Below are 20,703 nucleotides of genomic sequence, written 5' to 3'. Positions count from 1 at the left end.
CGAGGCTAGCGCATCGCTGCTCTGCGAAAATGTAGAGCGTGGTGAGCCGGCCGGCTCACCACGCCGGGATCGGTTGCCCCGACAACGATGTCTGTATGGCCGGACCGGCGCCGGATCAGGCGGCGCGAACCGCGTTGAGGGACTTGCCGACTTCGAGCTTGAGGCGGCTGCTGTCACCCGAGAGCGACTGTGCCGCCGACAGCACCTGGGTCGACGCCGAGCCGGTCTCGTTGGCGCCATGCTGCACGTCGGTAATGTTGGCCGAGACCTGCTGGGTGCCCTGCGCCGCCTGCTGCACGTTTCGGGATATTTCTTGCGTCGCCGCGCCCTGCTCCTCGATCGCAGCGGCAATGGCGGACGAGATCTCCGAGAGCCGCTCGATGGTCGAGCCGATGGCACGGATCGCGGCCACGGAGTCCTCAGTCGCAGCCTGGATGCCGGAAACTTGCTGGCCGATCTCTCCGGTCGCCTTTGCGGTCTGCTCCGCGAGTGCCTTCACCTCCGATGCCACCACGGCGAAGCCGCGTCCGGCATCGCCGGCGCGCGCCGCCTCGATGGTGGCGTTCAGCGCCAGCAGATTGGTCTGGCCGGCGATGGTGTTGATCAGCTCGACCACATCGCCGATCCGGGCGGCAGCCTTCGACAGCTCCCCGACCCGGTCATTGGTCGCACGGGCCTGGTTGACGGCATCGCCCGCCATCCGTGCCGATTCCTGCACCTGCCGGCTGATCTCGTTGACGGAGGATGACAGTTCCTCGGTTGCGGACGCCACCGACTGGACGTTGGTGGTGGCTTCCTCCGACGCAGCGGCAACGGTGGTGGCAAGGTTTTGCGAACGCTCGGCGGTCGAGGTCAGCGTGGTCGCAGACGCTTCGAGCTCCGTCGAGGCGGATGCGACGGTCTCGACGATCTCTCCGACCGCGCGCTCAAAGCCATCGGCCAGCTGCAGCATGTCGGTGCGGCGCTGCGCGGCGGCGCGCGCTTCGATTTCCTTCTGCTCGCGCTCCATCCGGACCTTGGCAAGGCCGTTGTCCTTGAACACAAGCGCGGTCTTGGCGACGTCGCCGACCTCGTCGCGGCGATCGGTGCCGTGCACGGGGATGTCATATTGGCCATCGGCAAGCTGCTGCAGCATCGCGACGACGGCACGGATCGGCTTCGCGACACCGTATTGTCCGACGACGAAGCCGAACAGCAACCCGAGCAGGACCCCCGAAGCAGCAAGCAGGATCAACAGCTCCGAGGTCGATACGTATTCCTGCTCACTGGCCTTGACGTTGTCCCTGACCCGCTCGTCCTTGCGGTCAGCGACGGCCCGAACCCTGGCCTGAAGCTCTTCCGCGGCCGCGCGGCTCTTCATCGCCACATCGCGCAGTTTCTCGGCGGACTGGGTCAGGTCGACCGCCTTCGCGCTCTCGACCGCGTCAAGCGTCTGCTTCAACTGAGCCTGATAGGCGGACAGCGCCGATCGCACGCCGGGCAGCAGCGCGATGGTTTGCGGGTCCTGCGTCTTGCTGATCGTGGCGAGGCGCTCCTCGAGCGACTTGAACTGCTCGTCAATCAGGGATCGTGCCGCGAGCCGGTTCTCGTCGCGCGGATCGAGCGCGCTGCGGAATTCGGCGCGATTGATCGCGAGCACGTTCTGGTTGGCCTCAGCTGACAACAACGCGCGTTCCGCAGCCCGCGCGGTGACGACGCCGTGTTCGCTGAGCGATTTCAACGAGGAGATCCCGAGATAGGCGAGCATCCCGGCGATGATCGAGAGACCGCCCACAATCGCCAGTATCTTCGTGAGAATGCGGAATCTCGGCAGGAACAGCATCCGGTGCCTCGTTTGGAATGGATTTCGCGATTCTGTGCGGGTGGTCGCGTCGCGCCACAGCAGGTTACCGCGCGCGGAACTACGGTTCGTTAATCACACATTCAGTGGAACTACTGAGCACCGCGTCGCGGCAAAGAAAATGCCCGGCCTCTCGACCGGGCATCGTTTGATGGTCGGAGATTTTGCCGGCGTCAGGCCGCGCGGACGGCGTCGAGGAATTTGCCGACCTCGAGCTTGAGGCGGTTGCTGTCACCCGAGAGCGACTGTGCCGCCGACAGCACCTGGGTCGAAGCCGAGCCGGTCTCGTTGGCGCCGTGCTGCACGTCGGTGATGTTGGCCGAGACCTGCTGGGTGCCCTGCGCCGCCTGCTGCACGTTGCGGGAAATCTCCTGCGTCGCCGCGCCCTGCTCTTCGACGGCGGCGGCGATGGTGGAGGAGATCTCCGACAGCCGCTCGATGGTCGACGAGATCTCCTTGATGGCGCCGACCGACTCCTGGGTCGCGGTCTGGATGCCGGCGATCTGCTGGCCGATCTCGCCGGTCGCCTTCGCGGTCTGCTCGGCCAGCGCCTTCACCTCCGATGCCACGACCGCGAAGCCGCGGCCGGCTTCACCGGCGCGCGCCGCCTCGATGGTGGCGTTCAGCGCCAGCAGATTGGTCTGGCCGGCAATCGTGTTGATCAGTTCGACGACGTCGCCGATGCGTGCGGCGGCCTTCGACAGCTCGCTGACGCGATCATTGGTGGTGCGCGCCTGGCCGACGGCGTCGCCGGCCATCCGCGCCGACTCCTGGACCTGGCGGCTGATCTCGGTCACCGACGACGACAGCTCTTCGGTCGCCGACGCCACCGACTGGACGTTGGTCGAGGCCTCCTCGGACGCGGCGGCAACCGAGGTGGTCAGTTCCTGCGAACGTCTTGCGGTCGACGACAGCGTAGAGGCCGAGGCTTCGAGCTGGGTCGAGGCCGACGACACGGTCTGCACGATTTCACCGATCATCTGCTCGAAATTGCGGGTGATGGTATCGACCCGGCGGCCGCGCTCGATCTTGGCTTCGGCATCGGCAGCGGCGGCCTCATCGGCCGCTTTCTTGGCAACCAGAGCCTCCTTGAACACCTGCAGTGTGTCGGCCATGGCACCGATCTCGGTCTTCTCGCCCTGGTGCGGCACTTGGGCGGTCAGGTCGCCGCGGCCCAGCGCCTGCATCGGCGCGACGATCGAGGCAATGCCCGACGAGATGTCGCGAACCGTGTAGAAGCTGACGCCGACACTGATCAGGATGGCAATGCCGAGCAAGATGGCGACCATCATCAGTGCCGAGCTGTAATTGTTGGCAGAATCCTGCGCGGCCTTGTCCGCACCGGTGTTGTTGAGCTCGATGTCCTTGTTCAGGATCTCGTCCGCTTCGAGACCGATCTTGTTCACCACCTTGGTGTTGAGCTCATGCGCCTCATGCGGAAGCTTGCCGGCTTCCTTGCGCGACAGGCTCATCACTTCCTCGGTGCCCTTGCGGTACTTGTCCCAGGTGTCGGACCACTGCCGGTAGAGCGCCCGCTCTTCGGGTGAAGTGATCATCGGCTCGTACTTGACCCGCGTCTTGGCGGTCATCTCGACGACGCTGGCGAGCGTTTTTTCGGCGGCCAGCTTCTCTTCCAGCGTTTCCGAGAGCATGTGTTCGCGGATCACGTTGCGGTAGGTGATGACCCCGGCACGCAGCTCGCCGAGCACGCGCACGCTCGGCAACCAGTTGGTCGTGATGTCGACGGTGCTGGCGTTGATCGCCCGCATATTCCAGACTGCAAGCAGGCCCATGCCCGTCAGCGCAACAAGCAGGAACGCAACCGCGGCAATGATCTTGGCGCGGATCGAGAATTTGGCGAACATCGTGGGGTCTCTTGGGTGCCGGGCTCGCTAGACCCGTTCGTGCGGAAACAAGACTGATGGCGCGGCGGTGCGCCGCAGATATCAAAGCCAGCCCCCCTCCTTAAGTAGGGTTAATTTGGTTCACCGTTGAACTACGGAGATATCAGTCATCATCCCGACATGATGCGCGACAGGCGCATCAAGGCATCAATGCCAGCGCGTCCGAGAAGAACTCCGGCCCGCCGAAATTGCCTGATTTCAGGGCAAGCACCATCTCGTCTTTTCCAGCGCCGACCGCGCGCAGAACCGGCACGCCCGCAGCGATCTCCGCCCCGACCAGGAATCCCGGGATACCCAGGCGATCGACCACGGCGCCTGAAGTTTCACCACCGGCGACAACCAGCCTGTGCACACCCGACCGCACCAGCCCCTCAGCGAGGTCGGCCATTGCCTGCTCGATCGCATGTCCGGCTGCATCACGGCCATGACGGGATTGCAGAGCAGCCACCTCCTCCGGAGTCGAACTGCTGGCGATCAGGATTGGACCCGTGCCGAGCCGCTCTTTGGCCCAGGCTAGCGCGCGCTGCGCCTCGTCCTTGCCGGCGATCACCCGCTCGGGATCGAGGTGCAGGACCGGCATCACCTTCTCGGCGCTGGCGATCTGGCGCAGGGTCGCCTGCGAGCAACTGCCGGCGAGGCAGGCGGCCGGCCCGCCGATCGCAGCGCTGGTCGCAGCATTCACGGCAGCCGATTTGGCCTTACCAGCGGCCAGCGCCCGCGCCAATCCAAGCCCGATGCCGGAGGCGCCGACCGACAGACGATGATCCAGCGCCACCTGCCCGATGGCCTCGAGGTCGCGGTCGAACACCGCGTCGACGATCGCAGCGCCGATGCCAGCGCGCGCGAGCTCGGCGAGCTTGGCCCGAACCGCCTCGGTGCCGCGGCTCAGCGTCGCCAGATCGACCAGGCCGACCTTGGTCTTGCTCTGGCGCGCCAGCACGCGGACCAGATTGGAATCGTGCATCGGGTTGAGCGGATGGTCCTTCAGCGGGCTCTCGTTCAGCGGCACCGAGCCGACGAACAGATTGCCCTGATAGACGGTGCGGCCGGTTTCCGGGAAGGCCGGCGTCACCAGCACGATATTGTCCTTGGAGTCGGCGCGCAGCGCGTCCATCACCGGACCGATATTGCCGGCATCGGTAGAATCGAAGGTCGAGCAAATCTTGAACAGGATATGCCCGGCGCCCCGGCCGCGCAGCCAGGCTTCCGCCGCGCGCGAACGCGTCACGGCAAGGCCGGCCTCGATCGAACGGCTCTTCAGCGACACCACGACGGCGTCGACCTCCGGCAGCGCGAGATCGTCGGCGGGCACACCGATGGTCTGCACCGTGCGCAGGCCGGCGCGGGTCAGCGTGTTGGCGAGGTCGGAGGCGCCGGTATAGTCGTCGGCGATGCAACCGAGTGCGAGTGTCACGGCTTCACTCCGGCGTAGGGCTTGAACCAGGCAAGACCATCGGTGGTCTTGCCGCGCGGATTGTATTCGCAGCCGACGAAGCCGCCGTAACCGAGCCGGTCGAGCTCACCGAACAGGAACGGATAATTCAGCTCCTCGCCGTCGGGCTCGTTGCGCGAGGGGATCGAGGCGATCTGGATGTGGCCAATGATCGGCATCATCTCGCGCAGCCGCATGGTGACGTCGCCATGGATGATCTGGCAGTGATAGATGTCGAACTGCAGCTTCAGGTTCGCGATATCAAGCTCCTTGATCAGGTCGCGCGCGAAGATGAAGTCGTTGAGGAAGTAACCGGGCACGTTGCGCGGATTGATCGGCTCGATCACGACGTCGAGGCCGTGCGGCGCGAAGAACTCGGCGGCGTGAGCGACCGATTTGCGAAACGCAGCAACCGCTTTGGCATCACTGCGGTCGGCAATCCCGGCCATCAGATGCACGCGCTTGACGCCGGTCGCCTGCGCATAAGGCAGCGCGGTCTTCAGGCTCGCTTGCAAATCGGCGAAGCGATCAGGCAGCGCGGCAAATCCCTTCTCGCCGGCGTTCCAGTCGCCCGGCGGCAGATTGAACAGCGCCTGCGTCAGCCCGGCGGCCTTCAGCCGCTTGCCGACCTCGTCGGCCGGATGGTCGTACGGAAACAGGAACTCGACCGCGGTGAAGCCCGCTTTCGCCGCCGCCTCGAAGCGGTCGAGGAACGGGACCTCGTTGAACATCATGGTGAGGTTGGCGGCAAAGCGGGGCATTGCAGGATCCTGTTATTTCGCGCCGGGAAGCTTGGTGCCGGTGACCTGCGCGTACATCCGCGCCACCGACGCATCGTCGTCGCGGCCCATGCCGGCGGCCGATGTCATCAGGAACATCTGCAGCGCCGCGGCCGAGACCGGCACCGGAAAGCGCGCATTGCGCGCCATGTCCTGGATAATGCCGAGGTCCTTGACGAAAATCTCGACCGCGCTGCGCGGCGCATAGTCGCCGTCGAGCACATGCGGCATGCGGTTCTCGAACATCCAGGAATTGCCGGCGGAGGCCGTGATCACCTCATAGACCTTCCTGATGTCGAGGCCCTGCTTGGCGGCAAAGGCGATCGCCTCCGAGGCGGCCGCAATATGCACACCGGCCAGCAGCTGGTTGATCATCTTGAACGCGGCGCCCTGCCCTGCCGCATCGCCGAGCTCGTAGAGCTTTGCCGCCATCGCATCCAGCGCCGGCCGCGCCTTCGCAAACGCCACCGCGCTGCCGGAGGCGAGAATCGTCAATTCACCCTGTGCCGCGCGCTGCGCGCCGCCGGAGATCGGGGCATCGAGATAATGCCGGCCGGTCGCCTCCAGCTGCTTCGCCAGCCGCCGCGCGATATCGGGATCCATGGTCGCCGAGGAGATGAAGACCGCGTCCTTGGCCAGGGTCTCGGCGGCGCCGTCCTTGCCGAACAGGATGGCCTCGGTCTGCGCCGCATTGACGACGACGCTGACGACGATGTCGGCATCCCTGGCCGCCTCGGCCGGCGTTTTCGCGCCCTTGCCGCCGTCGGCCACAAAGCGTGCGACGGCATCGGCCGAGACATCGCAGCCGGTCACGACAAAACCGGCGCGCTTGAGCGAGGTCGCCATGCCGTATCCCATCGAGCCCAGCCCGATGACGGCGACGTGCGGTGTTGCGGAACTGGACATGCGGCGATCCTCAACTTTTTACTTGATTGCGCATGGAACGGTTTCCCATCTTTCCGGATCATGCGCGCTTACTGCTTGCCTATCACGGCTTGGCCGCGCTGCCAAAGCATGAGACAAAGCGGGAAACGAATAGCGCCAAGGCGAAAACAGGCGGACGAAACCGGGTGGACGAAAGCGGATGGGCGAAACAAGGCTTCGTGAGGACATCTGCCGCTTCGGCCTCTCGCTGTTCGAGCGCGGGCTGACGCCGGGCTCCTCGGGCAATATCAGCGTCCGGCTCGACGACGGCGGCTGGTTGGTGACGCCGACCAACGCCTCGCTCGGTTTCCTCGATCCGGCGAAGATGTCGCGGCTCGACGGCAACGGCCGGCTGGTCTCCGGCGATGCCCCGACCAAGGAAGTGCCGCTGCACACCGCGCTCTACCAGACCCGCGCAACGGCCGGTGCCGTGGTGCACCTGCACTCGACCCATTCGGTCGCGCTTTCGATGCTGCCCGAGATCGACCCGCGCGCCGCGCTGCCGGCGATGACGGCCTATTACGTCATGAAGTGCGGCCAGACCGCGCTGGTGCCCTATTATCGCCCCGGCGATCCCGCCGTTGCGGATGCGATCAGGGGGCTGGCCGGGAAATATTCATCGGTGCTGCTCGCCAATCATGGTCCCGTCGTCTCCGGCGACACACTGGAGGCGGCGGTGTTTGCGACCGAGGAGCTGGAGGAAACCGCCAAACTCTATCTGCTGCTGCGCGGGCTGAACCCGCGCTATCTCTCGCCCGAACAGGTCAAGGATTTGACCAAAGTGTTCGGGCTGACGCTGCCGGAACATGGGCATGACTGAACATTTGATCAGGCAACCGAAAGTAACGATCGAATATCTAGCTGACCATCCAGCACTCGTGCCAACGATCGCAGCATGGCAGCACGCTCAGTTCGGCTACCTGACGCCGGCGGCCACGCTCGAAGATCGAACCGAGAGGCTCCGTCGATCGCTCCAGAAAGACGCGTTGCCGATGGCGATCGTTGCATTGAGCGAGGACGGAACGCCGTTGGGATCGGCCGGCATCTTGGCGGCGAGCATCACCCACAAGCATCTGACGCCGTGGCTGTCCTCGGTGTACGTCCCGAGGGAACATCGCGGACAGGGAGTAGCGTCCGCATTGAGTCTGCGCGCCACCGATGAAAGCGCCAAACTGGGCTTCGACCGGCTGTACTTGTTCACCCCGCACAGCGAAGCGATGTATGCGCGGCTGGGCTGGAAGACCTTCGAACGGATCGAATACAACGGAACGCCCCTCACCCTCATGGAAAGAAGCGCATCACTGCAACAGGTGTAAGATTTGCGGAGGACAGTCATGACGAGGCTCACAGGCTTGGCATTCGCAGCTCTGTTCACGAGCGGCCTCGCGGGATCGGCCGCGCGGGCCGAGGAGACCTTGCCCGACCTGCTGGCGATCCAGCTGCGTGCGCAAGGCTATGCCTGCGACAAGCCGCTCAAGGCCGAACGGGACGACAAGCTCTCCAAGCCCGACAACGAGGCCTGGACGCTGACCTGCAGCAACGCAACCTACCGCGTCACCCGCGTGCCGGACCTCGCCGCGAAGGTCGAGAAGGTCGAAGACGGCAAGGACAAGTAGGCTGCGTGGGCTGGATCCGTAGCCCGCATGAGCGATACACGGCACACTCACGAATGTCGCTTCCGCCTTCGCAAGTCGCTCATCCGGGCCGCTCGCCGCGCCGCAAACACTGACGTCATCCTGAGGTGCGAGCGCAGCGAGCCTCGAAGGATGCCACATACTCGCGTCGCGCGCGGCCCATCCTTCGAGGCGCGCCAAAGGGGCGCGCACAAGGATGACGGGTGCGTGCGCGGCGATGCCTTGGCGCTACAGCCCCAGATACGCCTTGCGCACGTCGGGATTGCCGGTGATCTCCGCCGCGGTGCCCTGCATCAGCACGCGGCCGGTCTGCAGGATGTAGGCGCGGTCGGCGATCTCCAGGCACTCGGCCATGCGCTGCTCGACGATCAGGACCGTCATGCCGGCGTCGCGGATGCGCTTCACGGCCTGGAAGATCTCGTCGACCAGCTTCGGCATGATGCCTTGCGACGGCTCGTCGAGCATCAGGAGCCGCGGCCGTGTCATCAGCGCCCGGCCGATCGCGAGCATCTGCTGCTCGCCGCCGGACAAGGTCTCCGCGCGCTGCTCGAGCCGCTCGCCGAGCCGCGGGAACAGATTGAACACGAGGTCGAGCGGCGCATCGCGGTCGGATTGGCTGCGATAGAGGTAGCTGCCGAGCCGCAGATTGTCGCGCACCGAGAGCCGCGGAAACAGCCGGCGATTCTCTGGCACGAAGGCGATGCCTTCAGCGGTGATGACGTGCTGCGGCTGGCCGTCGATCCGCTTGCCGTCGAAGGTGACGGTGCCGGCGCGCGGACGCTCGGCACCGGCGATCGATTTCAGCAGCGTCGACTTGCCCGCGCCGTTGGCGCCCGCAACACAGACGATCTCGCCCTTGGTGACGTCGATCGACACCGAGGAGATCGCAACCAGGCCCTGATAGGCGGTGGTGACTTCACGCACCGACAGCATGACGATCCCCGAGATAGGCAGAAATGACTTCTGGATTGCGGACGACCTCAGTCGGCTTGCCCTCGACCAGCACCTTGCCGAGATTGAGCACGATGGCGCGGTCGACCAGCGGCATCACGATTTCCATCACATGCTCGACCATCAGCACGGTGACGCCTGTCGCGCGGACCTTGCGCACCAGCTCGACACCGGTCTGCGCCTCGACCGGCGTCAGCCCTGTGAGGACTTCGTCGAGCAGCAGCAGCTTCGGTTCGGTGGCGAGCGCACGGGCGACTTCGAGCCGGCGCTTCTCCGACGGGACGAGGTCGGCGGCAAGTTTGTCGGCGCGCACCGCAAGGCCGCAGAACTCCAGCACCTCATAGGCCTTCTGTCGCGCGATCCGCATCTTGGTGTTGCGGATCAGCGCGCCGACGATGACGTTGTCGATCACGGTCATGGTCTCGAAACTCTTGACCACCTGGAAGGTGCGCCCGACGCCGCGCTGGCAGCGTTCCGCCGCCGGGAGCTTTGTCACGTCCTCGCCGTCGAACACGATCGAGCCTTGCGTCGGCGGCAGCACGCCCGCGATCAAGTTGAACAGCGTCGATTTGCCGGCGCCGTTCGGGCCGATCAGGCCGACGATCTCGCCGCGCCCGACCGAGATCGAGACGTCGCTATTGGCGACGAGGCCGCCGAAGCGCTGCCAGACGCCGCGAGTCTCCAGGAGCGCCGTCATCGCGTGGCCTCCTTGCGCCCGGAGAGCATGCTGAACACGCTGACGAGCCCCTTCGGCAGTGCCAGCGAGATCGCAACGATCAGTGCGCCATAGACGATCAGGTCGACGCCGCGGCCGGAACCGCCGACAAAGGATCGCGTCAGCTCGGTGAGCGGGATCAGGATCACGGCGCCGAGCACCGGCCCCCACAGCGTGCCGATGCCCCCGAGCACCGCGGGCAGCGCCATCAACAGCGAGAACTGGAAGCCCATCACGCTTTCGGGGTCGATATAGGAGACGAACTGGGCATAGAAGCTGCCGCCAACGGCAACGAGGAAGGCGGAGACCGCCGCCGCGCCCATCTTGGAATTGAACACGACGACGCCAAGGCTCTCGGCCGCGTCGGGGTTATCCTTCACCGCGCGCCACCAATAGCCCCATTTGGAATCTTCCAGCCACCAGGTGACGAGCCAGGCGATGCAGGCCAGCGCCAGCGCGAAATAAAAGTACGGCAGCTTCGAGCGGGTGAACTGGAATTTCAGCCAGCTGTCGCCGCGCACCGGGATATCGATGCCGAGCGCCGCGCCCGCCCAATCCCAGTTCTGGATCAGGAGCAGCGCGATCTCGGCGATCACGATGGTCGCGATCACGAAATAATGCCCGCGCAGGCGGAAACAGGGATAGCCAAGCGCCATCGCGATCACCGCGGAGATCGCCCCGCCCGCCAGCATGCCGAACCACGGCAGCACGCCGAACTTGGTGAACAGCAGCGCGGTGGTGTAGGCGCCGAGCCCGAAATACAGCGCATGGCCGAGCGAGATCTGTCCGCAATAGCCGGACAGGATGTTCCAGCTCTGCGACAGCGCGGCATACATCAAGGTCAAGACCATGATGTTCTGGACGTAGACGTCCTTGACGAACAGCGGCACCAGCGCTGCGATCACCGCAAGGCAGGCCGCCACGATCAGGTCACGCCTGCGGCGTTGGGCGAAGTTGGTGTCCATCACATCGATCCGAACAGGCCACGCGGGCGGATGAAGACGACCAGGAGATAGACGGCATAGATGCCGACCGATTTCAGCGACGGCGGCAGGATCAGCGCGGTGGTCGCCTCGACCAGGCCGACGATGATGCCGCCGGCAAAGGCGCCGAACACGCTGCCGAAGCCGCCGAGCGCCACGGTGACGTAGGCGATCAGCGCAAACGACGCGCCGACGTCGGGATAGACGTAGAAGAAGATCGCCATGATGGCGCCGGCAAGTCCGACCAGCGCCGCACCGAGGCCCCAGCCGAGCGCGAACACCCGGTTCTTGTCGATGCCGACCAGCGCCACCGCGCCGGCGTCCTCGCGCGTCGCCTCGAGCGCGCGGCCGAAATCGGTACGATTGATGAAGAAGTAGAGCGCGACGAAGGCCGCGATCGACAGCATCGCGCCGATCAGCTGCGGCTCCGGCAGGTAGATGCCGGCGATCGAGATCGTCTTGCCGCCGACCCAGGAGTTGGTGACGCTGCGGTAGTCGGGTGTGAAGAAGAACTGGGCGAGGCCCCGCATCACGATCGCAAGGCCGAAGGTGGAGAAGATCTGCACCATGCCGGCATTGGCCTTGGCGCGCATCGCGAAGCGGACCACCAGCAGGTAGACCACCGCGCCGAACACGAACAATGCTGCGGCGACCAACGGCGCCGCGAGCAAGGGATCGATCGCGAAGAACGCGAACAGAAAGAAGGTCACGTACATCGCGATCATCAGGAATTCGCCGTGCGCGAAATTCACGACGTCCATCAATCCGAAGATCAATGCGAGGCCTGCGGCGATCAGTCCGTAGAGCAGCCCCATCAAGAGGCCGCTCGCCAAACTCTGGATAATGGTCTCGGCTGTCACCGCTGCGCCCCAGTCACCGCATTATTCCAGCGTCGTCCTGGCGAAAGCCAGGACCCATTACCACGAACGTATCGGTAGGAAGGACAACAACCAATCATCGCAAAATACCTGCCTGTGGTAATGGGTCCCGGGTCGCGCTTCGCTTGCCCGGGACGACGTAGGGAAGCTGAGCGACCGATCAGCTGTTCATCGGCCAGATCGCCTCGGAGACGGCGGCCTGTTCCGGGAAGATCGTCACGAAGTTCTTCGCGGTATATTGCAGCAGCACCGGATCGGCGAAGTTGTTCTGCCCCATCTCGTCGAACTTGACGCGCCGCCATGGCATGATGGTCACGTCGCCCGGCATGTCGGTAGCGACCAGCGCCTCGCGGATCTTCTCGCCGTCGGTCGACTTGGCGCGGTTGATGGCGTCGGCCATCACGATCAGACCCATGAACTGGCGCGACGAGTAATCGTTGAAGTCCTTGCCGGACTTGGCGCGGTACATCTCGTTGATGAGACCGACCATCGGCCGCTTCTGCGCCAGGTCGAGCGAGAAGCTGCCGCGCGAGATCACGCCGTCCAGCTTGTCGCCGACCGCGTCATAGGTCGCCTTCTCGGAGAAGCCGGCATCCTGCGCCATGATGTTCTTCGGCTTGTAGCCGAGCTCAGCCATGGTCTTGACCAGCAGGATCGCGTCGGTGGTGTAGCTCGACGGCATCAGCACGTCGGCATTCGCCGCCTTGAGCTGCTGCACCTCGGCGGTCAGCGACGGCGAATTGGCGCGGTACTTGATGTCGCTGACGATCTTGTAGCCGCGCTCGCCGGCGAGCTTGATCTGGGCATTCGCCGAATCGGTGCCGAAGATGGTGTCCTCGTGGAACAGCGCCAGGGTCTCGATCTTCTGGCCCTTCTTCTTCATCGCATCGAAGAAGTCGAACATCGCGGTCGAGAACATCTCGTCATGCGGCGAGGCGCGGAAATAATACTTCAGGCCGCGGCGATGCAGGCTCGGCGAGGAGTTGTCGGCCGAGATGAACGGAATGCCGTAGCGCTCGCAGGTCTGGCTGACGGTGACGGCGACCGCGCTCTGGTAGGTACCGACGACGGCGCAGACCTTCTCCTGGGTGATCAGCCGCTCGGTCTCGGCGCGGCCCTTCTGCGGGTCGGCCTGGTGGTCGGCGAACACCAGGCGGACCTTGGCGCCGCCGAGGCCGGACAGGCCTTCGCCCTTGGCGAGCGGCAGCGCGAAATCATAGTTCTTGTTGATGATCTCGGCCGCGGTGTTGAAGGCATGCTGCGCGTCGACACCGATCGCGGCGCTGGATCCGGACAACGGATAGATCACGCCGATTGCCACTTCGCTGGTCTGCGCGCGCGCGGCCATCGGACCGAGCGCAGCGGCAGCAGTGGCACCCAGCAACACGTTACGGCGAGAGATCGTCATCGCAATTCCCCTTGGTCAGCTTGTTATTATCGATGTGACGCTTGTAGCGCGCAGTAAAGCCTCAATGAATTGCACGAATTGCCTATTCAGAGCACAGCCAGCTGCCTGTTCCTGAGATCGGTCACCAGCATCAGGCCCGGCGAATGCGTGATCGCAAACGGCAGCTTCGCACTTGCGATCACCGATTGCGGCGTCACGCCACAGGCCCAGAACACCGGGATCTCGTCATCGGCCACCGGCACCACATCACCATAGTCGGGCTTGGCGATATCCTTGATGCCGATCGCATGCGGATGACCGAGGTGGACCGGTGCGCCATGCACCGACGGAAAGCGCGACGTGATCTGCACCGCGCGGATCGCATCCGCCGGCTTGAACGGGCGCATCGACACCACCATGGGTCCGGCGAACGGCCCCGACGGCTGGCAGGCGATGTCGGTCCGGTACATTGGCACACGCAGGTTGCGTTCGATGTGACGGATCGGCAGCCCGTCCTCCAGCAGCGCCTCCTCGAACGAATAGGAGCAGCCGAGCACGAAGGTGACGAGATCGTCGCGCCAGTATTTGGTGATGTCGGTCGGCTCGTCGGCCACCTCGCCGTCGCGCCAGACCCGGTAGCGCGGCACGTCGGTGCGGATGTCGAGGTCGAGGCCGAGCGCGGGGATCCGCGGGTCGCCGACATCGGACATGCCGATGATCGGGCACGGTTTCGGATTGAGCTGGCAGAACCGGTGGAAGGCGCCGGCGAGTTTCTCCGGCAGGATCGCCAGATTGCCCTGGACGAAACCGTTGGCGAGACCGGCCGTGGTGGCCGAGGCCACGCCGTCACGACAGGCGCGGCGCGCTTCGACGCTCGCCAGTACCAGCTCCCCCTGAGATCGCTGCACTGCCGCAAAAACAGTCATGGGATTCTCCTGCCCATAATCTCGACAAGGACAAACCAACACCAAGCGTGATATAATGTCTAATCGTCCTTTCTAATCAAAATCGATAAATAGGATTTATCGATCGGGGATATGCTTCCAATGACGGACTTCCGCTCGATCGAAACGTTCCTTTGGGTCGTCAAGCTCGGCAGCTTCCGCGGCGCCGCCCAGCGGCTCAACACCACCCAGCCGGCGATCTCGCAGCGCATCGCCCAGCTCGAGCGCGAGATGGGCGTCAAGCTGCTCAACCGGGACCACCGGGTGGCCTCGCCGACGCCGAGCGGACGGCTGATGATGACCTACGCCGAGAAGCTGATCGGCCTGCGTTCGGAGATGATGGCGGAGGTCGGCGACCGGTCGGCGATGCGCGGCGCGCTGCGGCTCGGTGTCGCGGAGACCATTGTCCACACCTGGCTGCCGCGGCTGGTCAAGAGCGTCAACGAGATCTACCCGAACCTGTCGCTGGAAATCGAGGTCGACATCACGCCGAACCTGACCCCGCGACTGCTGGCGCAGGAGATCGAGCTCGCCTTCGTGCTCGGACCGGTCTCGGCGTCCGGCGCGCACAATCATGTGCTGTGCGATTACCCGATCGGCTTCCTGGCCAGCCCGTCGCTTGGCCTCGGCCCCGGCCCGGTGGCGCGGCGGGATCTGGCGCGGTTTCCGATCATCACATTTCCGCGCAAGACGCAGCCTTACGAGACCGTGCGCGCATTGTTCAACGCCCCCGATCTGCCGCCGATCCGCCTGCACGCCTCGACCTCGCTCGCAACCGTGATCCACATGGCCAATGAAGGCCTTGGCATTGCGGTGATTCCATCGGCGATCGTCGAGAACGAGCTCGCCGACGGCCGCTTGCAATTGCTCGATACCGACCTCAAGCTGCCGCCCCTCACCTTCACCGCGAGCTGGCTCGCCTCCCCCGATGCGGTCGCCATCGAACGCGTCGCCAATCTCGCCAGGCAGATCGCGCAGGCGAGCGTGGCGGTTGACGGCGCGAGAGCGGCGCGTCATGAAAAAACGGTCGCGTAAAGGGAAGAGCCGCAATGAGCCGAGCCGCCACCAACCTGCAGATCGATTCCGCCCGCCTCTGGGGCACCATCCATGAAACCGCGCAGTTCGGTGCAACGCCAAAGGGCGGCGTGCGGCGGCTGACCCTCAGCGCCGAAGACAAGCAGGTGCGCGACTGGTTCCGCAAGGCCTGCGAGAACGCCGGTCTCGAGGTGCAGGTCGATGCGCTCGGCTCGATGTTCGGGTTGAGGAAAGGGCAGGATATGTCGAAGCCGCCGATCGGCGTCGGCTCGCATCTCGATACCCAGCCGACCGGCGGCAAATATGACGGCATCCTCGGCACGCTGGCCGCGCTCGAGATGGTGCGCACGCTCAACGATGCCGGGATCGAGACCGAGCTGCCGATCTGCATTTGCAACTGGACCAACGAGGAAGGCTCGCGCTTCGCACCGGCGATGATGGCCTCGGCCGCTTATGTCGGCGATTTCACCACCGACGACATTTTGTCGCGCAAGGACGCCGAGGGCGTCACGGTGGCGCAGGCGCTGGACTCGATTGGCTATCGCGGCGATGCCCCGGTCGGCCGCCAGAAATTCACCAGCTTTGTCGAACTGCATATCGAGCAGGGCCCGATCCTGGAGGCCGAGGGCAAGACCATCGGCGTGGTCGATTCTGGCCAGGGCGTGTTGTGGTACGACGGCAAGATCACAGGCTTTGAGAGCCACGCCGGCTCGACCCCGATGCCGCTGCGCCGTGATGCGCTGGCGACGCTGTCGGAGATCGTGCTGGCGATGGAAAGCATTGCGAAGAAACATGGCCCGAAGGCGGTCGGCACTATCGGCGAGGCGGTGATCGCGAGCCCCTCGCGCAACGTCATCCCCGGCGAGATCGCCTTCACGGTGGATTGCCGCAGCGCCGACGCCGCGATCATGGACGCGCTCGATCGCGATCTCCGTGCTGCGGTCGCCGAGATCGCAGCAAAGCGGAAGGTCGAGGTTCAGCTTGATCTCGTCTGGCGCAAGGCGCCGACGCATTTCGACCCGAAGCTGGTCGACGCCGTGGAGAACGCGGCCCAGCAGCTCGGCTATTCGCACCGCCGCATCACCTCCGGCGCCGGCCACGACGCCTGTAACCTCAACACGGTAATGCCGGCGGCGATGGTGTTCGTGCCCTGCAAGGACGGCATCAGCCACAACGAGCTGGAAGACGCCACGCAGACCGATTGCGCCGCCGGCGCCAACGTCCTGATGCATACGGTGCTGGCACTCGCCGGCGTCGCGTCCTGATCATCCTTTCTTCCTTCGATGGAGGCTTTCGTGCGCGCAGTGTTTGTCGACGCCAATGAATCGCTCGCTGTCATCACGGAGCGACTGGAGAAGTCAGGCGATCCCAAGATGCGGATCAACCGCAATCCGGACATCAAGTCCGAGGACTATCCGGCGGTGCTCGACGGCGCCGAGATCGCGGTGGTCGATCACACCGCACTGCCGACCGACATTGCGAAGAAATGCGCCGGCCTGAAGCATGTCGTGTTCCTCGGCACCGGCGCGCGCAGCTACATGAACCCGGAAGAGCTCGCCGAGCTCGGCATCTCCGTGCATCTGATCAAGGGCTATGGCGACACCGCGGTCGCGGAATCCGCGATCGCGCTGATGTGGTCGTCGGCGCGGGTGATCGCGCAGATGGACCGCGAGATGCGCGCCGGCAACTGGCTGCGCGAGGACGGCATGCAGCTCACCGGCAAGACGCTCGGCCTGGTCGGCTTCGGCGGCATCGCCGCCGAGGTCGCCCGCATCGCGCTCGGCAGCGGCATGAAGGTGATCGCCTGGAACCGGTCGCCGAAGAGCCATCCGGGCGTCGAATTCACCGAGCTCGACACGGTGCTGGCAAACAGCGACGTTGTCTCGATCCATCTGCTCTTGAACGACGAGACCCGCGGCCTGATCACGTGCGCGAAGATCGCCAAGATGAAAAAGGGCGTGGTGCTGATCAACACCGCGCGCGGCGCGATCGTCGACGAGCAGGCGATGATCGACGCGCTCAACTCCGGCCACATCCGCCACGCCGGCCTCGATGTCTACAACATCGAGCCGCTGCCGAAGGATCACCCGCTGACGAAGATCCCGAACGTGACGCTGTCGGCGCACTCCGCCTTCCGCACACCCGAGGCGAGCGAGAACCTGATCCACGCGGCATGGGAGCATTGCCGACGGATCGTGAAGGGGTAGACCGTAGGGCGGGTTAACGAAGCGTAACCCGCCGACTTTGTTGCCGCGAAGATGGTGGGTTACGCCTGGCCTTCGCCAGGACGACCCCGTGATTGACAGCGCAGCTTAATCCACCATCTCCGCGACGGCCTTGCCGCACGCCGTGGTGTCGGCATTGCCGCCGAGGTCGCGGGTGCGCAGCGTGCGTTCGCCGAGCGTGCGCTCGATCGCGCCGACGATGGCGGCTGCTGCCTGCTTCTCGCCGAGGTGCTCCAGCATCATCGCGCCCGACCAGATCATGCCGATCGGGTTGGCGATGCCCTGCCCGGCAATGTCAGGCGCCGAGCCATGGACGGGCTCGAACACCGACGGGAAATCGCCTTCCGGATTGATGTTGCCCGACGGCGCGATGCCGATCGTGCCGGTGCAGGCCGGACCGAGGTCGGAGAGGATATCCCCGAACAGATTGGAGCCGACCACGACGTCGAACCAGTCCGGATGCAGCACGAAGTTCGCGGTGAGAATGTCGATGTGGTACTTGTCCCACTTCACCCCCGGATACTTCTTGGCCATCGCCTCCACGCGCTCGTCCCAATAGGGCATCGTGATGGAGATGCCGTTCGACTTGGTCGCCGAGGTCAGATGCTTCTTCGGCCGCGACTGCGCGAGATCGAACGCGAATTTCAGGATGCGGTCGACGCCAATGCGGGTCATCACGGTCTGCTGGGTGACGAATTCGCGGTCGGTATCCGGAAACATGCGGCCGCCGACGGAGGAGTACTCGCCCTCGGTGTTCTCGCGCACCACCCAGAAGTCGATATCGCCGGGCTTGCGGTTTGCCAGCGGCGACGGCACGCCGGGCATCAGCCGAACCGGGCGCAGGTTGACATACTGGTCGAACTCGCGGCGGAATTTTATGAGCGACCCCCACAGCGAGATGTGATCCGGGATCTTGGCCGGCCAGCCCACCGCACCGAAATAGATCGCATCATGCTTGCCGATCTGGTCCTTCCAGTCGGCCGGCATCATCTCGCCGTGCTTCTCGTAATAGTCGTAGGAGGCGAAGTCGAAATGATCGAACTTCACGTCGACGCCGTGCTTCTTCGCCGCCGCCTCGATGACGCGCAGGCCCTCCGGCATCACTTCCTTGCCGATGCCGTCGCCGGGAATGACCGCAATCCGATACTGCTTTTTGCTGCTCATCGAGAACACCCTTGTGATTTGCCCGGCCGGCAATGCCGCCTATCCTGATGGTCCTGCAATGGACCAAACTTCGCGCGAGCGCAACGCTGCAGTGCAGTGTTGACCGCGGCGCGACCCTGCCCCACCAATTTCGCCGACGTTCGTTCCTCATACCAAAGCGAGACATCCCATGGATCTGCATCTGCGCGGCAAGCGTGTCCTGATTACCGGCGCCTCCAAGGGCATTGGCGCGGCCGCCGCCGAAGCCTTTGCCGAGGAAGGCGCCAATTTGCTGCTCGCCGCCCGCAACGGCGAGCAGTTGAAGGCGCTGGCCGAGCGCCTTCGTTCGGCGCACCAGATCGATGCCGCGATCAGCATCGTCGACCTGCGCAAATCCGAGGATCTGGCGCGATTGGCAAAAGAGGCTGCCGATATCGACATCCTCGTCAACAATGCCGGCGACATCCCGGGCGGCTCGATCGACAAGATCGACGAGGCGACCTGGCGGCATGCCTGGGAGCTCAAGGTGTTCGGCTATGTCAACCTGACGCGCGCGATCTATGCCCAGATGAAGGCGCGCGGCGGCGGTGTGATCGTCAACGATATCGGCGCGGCCGGCGAGAAGTTCGACGCCAATTACATCTGCGGCAGCGCCGGCAATGCGGCGCTGATGTCGTTCACCCGCGCGCTCGGCGGCAAGAGCCTCGCCGACAACATCCGCGTCGTCGGCATCAACCCCGGCCCGGTCGGCACCGACCGCCACGTCACGCTGCTCAAGACCCGTGCCAAGAACCAGTTCGGCGACGAGAACCGCTACAAGGAGTTCCAGAAGGGCCTGCCGCTCGGCCGCCCCGCGCATGCGCGCGAGATCGGCGACCTGATGGCGTTCCTGGCCTCCGATCGCGCAGGCTATACGTCGGGCGTGATCTACACGGTGGATGGCGGGCTGACGTCGGGGTGGGGTTGATCCCTCTCCCCGTCATTGCGAGCGAAGCGAAGCAATCCATGCATCGGCATATGCGGAGCGATGGATTGCTTCGTCGCTTCGCGCCTCGCAATGACGGCCTAGTCGGCCGTCCGTTCGAACAACTGTCGGATCAGCGTCGTGACACGCCCCTGCGGCGCCAGCATCTGGTTCATGATCGAGAAATGGTCGGCTCCCGCGATCTCCTCATAGGTCACCGGCAAATCGTAGTGGGCGCGATGGCCGGCGAAATCGGCGGTCTGCTTGCGCAGCAGCGGCAGTTCGGCGCTGCCGACCACCAGCGACAGCGGTTTCGCCGTGCCGCCTTGCTGCATCATGGGCGAATTGCGCCGTGAGGAGGCTTCGTCGAGCCTCAGCTTCTCGTTGAGATAGGAATGCCTGATCGGCTCGAGGTCATAGATGCCCGAGATCGCCATGCCGGCCCGGACATGGGCGTTCGACAGCGCCATCGAGGTCAGATGTCCGCCGGCCGACCAGCCCGACACGACGATGCCTTCCACAGCGGCACCGAGCGCGGGCAACTGCCCGGCAAGAAAATCGATGCCTGCGTGAATCTCGGCGACGATGTCATCGAGCGTCGCATCCGGCGCCAGCGTGTAGCCGATCAGCGCCACATTGATGCCGTGCGCCATCGGCCCCTCGGCAAAGACCGTGAAGACCTCCTTGGCGCGGGTCTGCCAATAGCCGCCGTGGATGAACAACAGCGTCGGCGCGCCGTCGCGGGCTTTAAGGAAATCGATCCGGTTGCGCTCACGCGCGCCATATCGGAGGTCGAGACGGTCGGGACGCTTCTGCCGCATCGCCGCGGAGCGCTGCTCCCAGCGGGCGGCGATTTCGGCGCTGCCCTTGACGGCAACGCCATTGTTCAAGCCGAGGTCCCGCTCCTGCTGGCTCATCGCGCGCCAGTCCAGCGCGGAAAACAACGCTGCCATCCATGCCTCTTC

General features: G+C 64.8%; 20 protein-coding genes. 7 read left to right on the top strand and 13 right to left on the bottom strand.

Translation table 11 applies throughout. The features are described from left to right. Positions 1 to 115 precede the first annotated feature (115 nt). From Q0030_RS18345 to ltnD, 5 genes are all read right to left on the bottom strand, one after another. Positions 116 to 1,822 (bottom strand): methyl-accepting chemotaxis protein, encoded by a 1,707-nt coding sequence (locus Q0030_RS18345; protein WP_298369834.1) that lies wholly within the window; start codon positions 1,820 to 1,822, stop codon positions 116 to 118. A 191-nt stretch (positions 1,823 to 2,013) separates the two neighbouring features. Beyond that, a complete protein-coding gene (locus Q0030_RS18340) occupies positions 2,014 to 3,705 on the bottom strand; it encodes a methyl-accepting chemotaxis protein (RefSeq protein ID WP_298369833.1) in 1,692 nt (563 codons plus the stop codon). 178 nt (positions 3,706 to 3,883) lie between these two features. Then, positions 3,884 to 5,158: a 3-oxo-tetronate kinase gene (gene otnK / locus Q0030_RS18335; protein WP_298369831.1), complete on the bottom strand. Its 1,275-nt coding sequence runs from the start codon at positions 5,156 to 5,158 to the stop codon at positions 3,884 to 3,886. After that, positions 5,155 to 5,937, bottom strand: a complete 783-nt coding sequence (gene otnI / locus Q0030_RS18330; protein WP_298369829.1) for a 2-oxo-tetronate isomerase — start codon at positions 5,935 to 5,937, stop codon at positions 5,155 to 5,157. Before otnI ends, otnK begins: the two co-directional genes overlap by 4 nt. A gap of 12 nt (positions 5,938 to 5,949) precedes the next feature. Then, entirely contained in the window at positions 5,950 to 6,861 is a 912-nt protein-coding gene (gene ltnD, locus Q0030_RS18325) for an L-threonate dehydrogenase (RefSeq protein ID WP_298369826.1), read from the bottom strand. 178 nt (positions 6,862 to 7,039) lie between these two features. Between ltnD and Q0030_RS18320 the strand changes: the two genes are divergently transcribed. Genes Q0030_RS18320 through Q0030_RS18310 form a run of 3 tightly spaced genes read left to right on the top strand, consistent with a single transcriptional unit; the run spans position 7,040 to position 8,495 of the window. Continuing rightward, on the top strand, positions 7,040 to 7,699 hold the full coding sequence (locus tag Q0030_RS18320) for an aldolase (RefSeq protein WP_298369824.1): 660 nt from the start codon (positions 7,040 to 7,042) through the stop codon (positions 7,697 to 7,699). Continuing rightward, positions 7,692 to 8,195 carry a GNAT family N-acetyltransferase gene (locus Q0030_RS18315; RefSeq protein ID WP_298369822.1) on the top strand — a complete coding sequence of 168 codons (504 nt, stop codon included), beginning with the start codon at positions 7,692 to 7,694 and terminating at the stop codon, positions 8,193 to 8,195. The genes Q0030_RS18320 and Q0030_RS18315 overlap by 8 nt, the downstream gene beginning before the upstream one ends. A gap of 18 nt (positions 8,196 to 8,213) precedes the next feature. Continuing rightward, the gene (locus Q0030_RS18310) at positions 8,214 to 8,495 is read left to right on the top strand and encodes a hypothetical protein (protein ID WP_298369819.1); all 282 of its coding nucleotides are present in this window, start codon (positions 8,214 to 8,216) and stop codon (positions 8,493 to 8,495) included. Positions 8,496 to 8,741: 246 nt separating this feature from the next. Here the strand turns inward: Q0030_RS18310 and Q0030_RS18305 are convergent, their stop codons facing one another. The 6 genes from Q0030_RS18305 to Q0030_RS18280 all read right to left on the bottom strand — a co-directional run bounded on the left by Q0030_RS18305 (position 8,742) and on the right by Q0030_RS18280 (position 14,353). Further along, a complete protein-coding gene (locus Q0030_RS18305) occupies positions 8,742 to 9,446 on the bottom strand; it encodes an ABC transporter ATP-binding protein (RefSeq protein WP_298369815.1) in 705 nt (234 codons plus the stop codon). Continuing rightward, positions 9,430 to 10,161 carry an ABC transporter ATP-binding protein gene (locus tag Q0030_RS18300; RefSeq protein ID WP_298369813.1) on the bottom strand — a complete coding sequence of 244 codons (732 nt, stop codon included), beginning with the start codon at positions 10,159 to 10,161 and terminating at the stop codon, positions 9,430 to 9,432. The genes Q0030_RS18305 and Q0030_RS18300 overlap by 17 nt, the downstream gene beginning before the upstream one ends. Continuing rightward, the gene (locus Q0030_RS18295; protein WP_298369810.1) at positions 10,158 to 11,144 is read right to left on the bottom strand and encodes a branched-chain amino acid ABC transporter permease; all 987 of its coding nucleotides are present in this window, start codon (positions 11,142 to 11,144) and stop codon (positions 10,158 to 10,160) included. Before Q0030_RS18295 ends, Q0030_RS18300 begins: the two co-directional genes overlap by 4 nt. Next, positions 11,144 to 12,022 carry a branched-chain amino acid ABC transporter permease gene (locus Q0030_RS18290; protein WP_298369808.1) on the bottom strand — a complete coding sequence of 293 codons (879 nt, stop codon included), beginning with the start codon at positions 12,020 to 12,022 and terminating at the stop codon, positions 11,144 to 11,146. Before Q0030_RS18290 ends, Q0030_RS18295 begins: the two co-directional genes overlap by 1 nt. Positions 12,023 to 12,200: 178 nt before the next feature. Next, positions 12,201 to 13,448 carry an ABC transporter substrate-binding protein gene (locus tag Q0030_RS18285; RefSeq protein ID WP_298369805.1) on the bottom strand — a complete coding sequence of 416 codons (1,248 nt, stop codon included), beginning with the start codon at positions 13,446 to 13,448 and terminating at the stop codon, positions 12,201 to 12,203. A gap of 86 nt (positions 13,449 to 13,534) precedes the next feature. Then, positions 13,535 to 14,353 carry a putative hydro-lyase gene (locus Q0030_RS18280; protein WP_298369803.1) on the bottom strand — a complete coding sequence of 273 codons (819 nt, stop codon included), beginning with the start codon at positions 14,351 to 14,353 and terminating at the stop codon, positions 13,535 to 13,537. Between the two features lie 120 nt (positions 14,354 to 14,473). On the opposite strand from Q0030_RS18280, the gene Q0030_RS18275 reads away from it, so the two are divergent. The 3 genes from Q0030_RS18275 to Q0030_RS18265 are packed head-to-tail and all read left to right on the top strand — an operon-like array spanning position 14,474 to position 17,613. Beyond that, on the top strand, positions 14,474 to 15,406 hold the full coding sequence (locus Q0030_RS18275) for a LysR family transcriptional regulator (protein ID WP_298369801.1): 933 nt from the start codon (positions 14,474 to 14,476) through the stop codon (positions 15,404 to 15,406). Positions 15,407 to 15,420: 14 nt separating this feature from the next. Next, the gene (locus Q0030_RS18270) at positions 15,421 to 16,671 is read left to right on the top strand and encodes a Zn-dependent hydrolase (RefSeq protein ID WP_298369799.1); all 1,251 of its coding nucleotides are present in this window, start codon (positions 15,421 to 15,423) and stop codon (positions 16,669 to 16,671) included. A gap of 30 nt (positions 16,672 to 16,701) precedes the next feature. Then, positions 16,702 to 17,613: an NAD(P)-dependent oxidoreductase gene (locus Q0030_RS18265; RefSeq protein ID WP_298369797.1), complete on the top strand. Its 912-nt coding sequence runs from the start codon at positions 16,702 to 16,704 to the stop codon at positions 17,611 to 17,613. A gap of 105 nt (positions 17,614 to 17,718) precedes the next feature. Here the strand turns inward: Q0030_RS18265 and Q0030_RS18260 are convergent, their stop codons facing one another. Continuing rightward, positions 17,719 to 18,795 carry a tartrate dehydrogenase gene (locus Q0030_RS18260; protein ID WP_298369794.1) on the bottom strand — a complete coding sequence of 359 codons (1,077 nt, stop codon included), beginning with the start codon at positions 18,793 to 18,795 and terminating at the stop codon, positions 17,719 to 17,721. Between the two features lie 169 nt (positions 18,796 to 18,964). Here Q0030_RS18260 and Q0030_RS18255 point away from each other — a divergent pair, with 169 nt between their 5' ends. Further along, on the top strand, positions 18,965 to 19,741 hold the full coding sequence (locus Q0030_RS18255; RefSeq protein ID WP_298369790.1) for an SDR family oxidoreductase: 777 nt from the start codon (positions 18,965 to 18,967) through the stop codon (positions 19,739 to 19,741). A 98-nt stretch (positions 19,742 to 19,839) separates the two neighbouring features. Here the strand turns inward: Q0030_RS18255 and Q0030_RS18250 are convergent, their stop codons facing one another. Beyond that, positions 19,840 to 20,691: an alpha/beta hydrolase gene (locus tag Q0030_RS18250; protein WP_298369788.1), complete on the bottom strand. Its 852-nt coding sequence runs from the start codon at positions 20,689 to 20,691 to the stop codon at positions 19,840 to 19,842. Positions 20,692 to 20,703 lie beyond the last annotated feature (12 nt).

Origin of the sequence: uncultured Bradyrhizobium sp. (assembly GCF_947648125.1) — a bacterium.
Classification (GTDB): domain Bacteria; phylum Pseudomonadota; class Alphaproteobacteria; order Rhizobiales; family Xanthobacteraceae; genus Bradyrhizobium.
This window is presented reverse-complemented; position numbering and strand designations above follow the sequence as displayed.

Excerpts from the sequence above, each read along its gene's own strand:
- Q0030_RS18345 (WP_298369834.1), bottom strand. The coding sequence starts at position 1,822 with ATGCTGTTCCTGCCGAGATTCCGCATTCTCACGAAGATACTGGCGATT.
- Q0030_RS18340 (WP_298369833.1), bottom strand. The coding sequence starts at position 3,705 with ATGTTCGCCAAATTCTCGATCCGCGCCAAGATCATTGCCGCGGTTGCG.
- otnI (WP_298369829.1), bottom strand. The coding sequence starts at position 5,937 with ATGCCCCGCTTTGCCGCCAACCTCACCATGATGTTCAACGAGGTCCCG.
- ltnD (WP_298369826.1), bottom strand. The coding sequence starts at position 6,861 with ATGTCCAGTTCCGCAACACCGCACGTCGCCGTCATCGGGCTGGGCTCG.
- Q0030_RS18320 (WP_298369824.1), top strand. The coding sequence starts at position 7,040 with ATGGGCGAAACAAGGCTTCGTGAGGACATCTGCCGCTTCGGCCTCTCG.
- Q0030_RS18315 (WP_298369822.1), top strand. The coding sequence starts at position 7,692 with ATGACTGAACATTTGATCAGGCAACCGAAAGTAACGATCGAATATCTA.
- Q0030_RS18310 (WP_298369819.1), top strand. The coding sequence starts at position 8,214 with ATGACGAGGCTCACAGGCTTGGCATTCGCAGCTCTGTTCACGAGCGGC.
- Q0030_RS18305 (WP_298369815.1), bottom strand. The coding sequence starts at position 9,446 with ATGCTGTCGGTGCGTGAAGTCACCACCGCCTATCAGGGCCTGGTTGCG.
- Q0030_RS18300 (WP_298369813.1), bottom strand. The coding sequence starts at position 10,161 with ATGACGGCGCTCCTGGAGACTCGCGGCGTCTGGCAGCGCTTCGGCGGC.
- Q0030_RS18295 (WP_298369810.1), bottom strand. The coding sequence starts at position 11,144 with ATGGACACCAACTTCGCCCAACGCCGCAGGCGTGACCTGATCGTGGCG.
- Q0030_RS18285 (WP_298369805.1), bottom strand. The coding sequence starts at position 13,448 with ATGACGATCTCTCGCCGTAACGTGTTGCTGGGTGCCACTGCTGCCGCT.
- Q0030_RS18280 (WP_298369803.1), bottom strand. The coding sequence starts at position 14,353 with ATGACTGTTTTTGCGGCAGTGCAGCGATCTCAGGGGGAGCTGGTACTG.
- Q0030_RS18275 (WP_298369801.1), top strand. The coding sequence starts at position 14,474 with ATGACGGACTTCCGCTCGATCGAAACGTTCCTTTGGGTCGTCAAGCTC.
- Q0030_RS18270 (WP_298369799.1), top strand. The coding sequence starts at position 15,421 with ATGAGCCGAGCCGCCACCAACCTGCAGATCGATTCCGCCCGCCTCTGG.
- Q0030_RS18260 (WP_298369794.1), bottom strand. The coding sequence starts at position 18,795 with ATGAGCAGCAAAAAGCAGTATCGGATTGCGGTCATTCCCGGCGACGGC.
- Q0030_RS18255 (WP_298369790.1), top strand. The coding sequence starts at position 18,965 with ATGGATCTGCATCTGCGCGGCAAGCGTGTCCTGATTACCGGCGCCTCC.
- Q0030_RS18250 (WP_298369788.1), bottom strand. The coding sequence starts at position 20,691 with ATGGCAGCGTTGTTTTCCGCGCTGGACTGGCGCGCGATGAGCCAGCAG.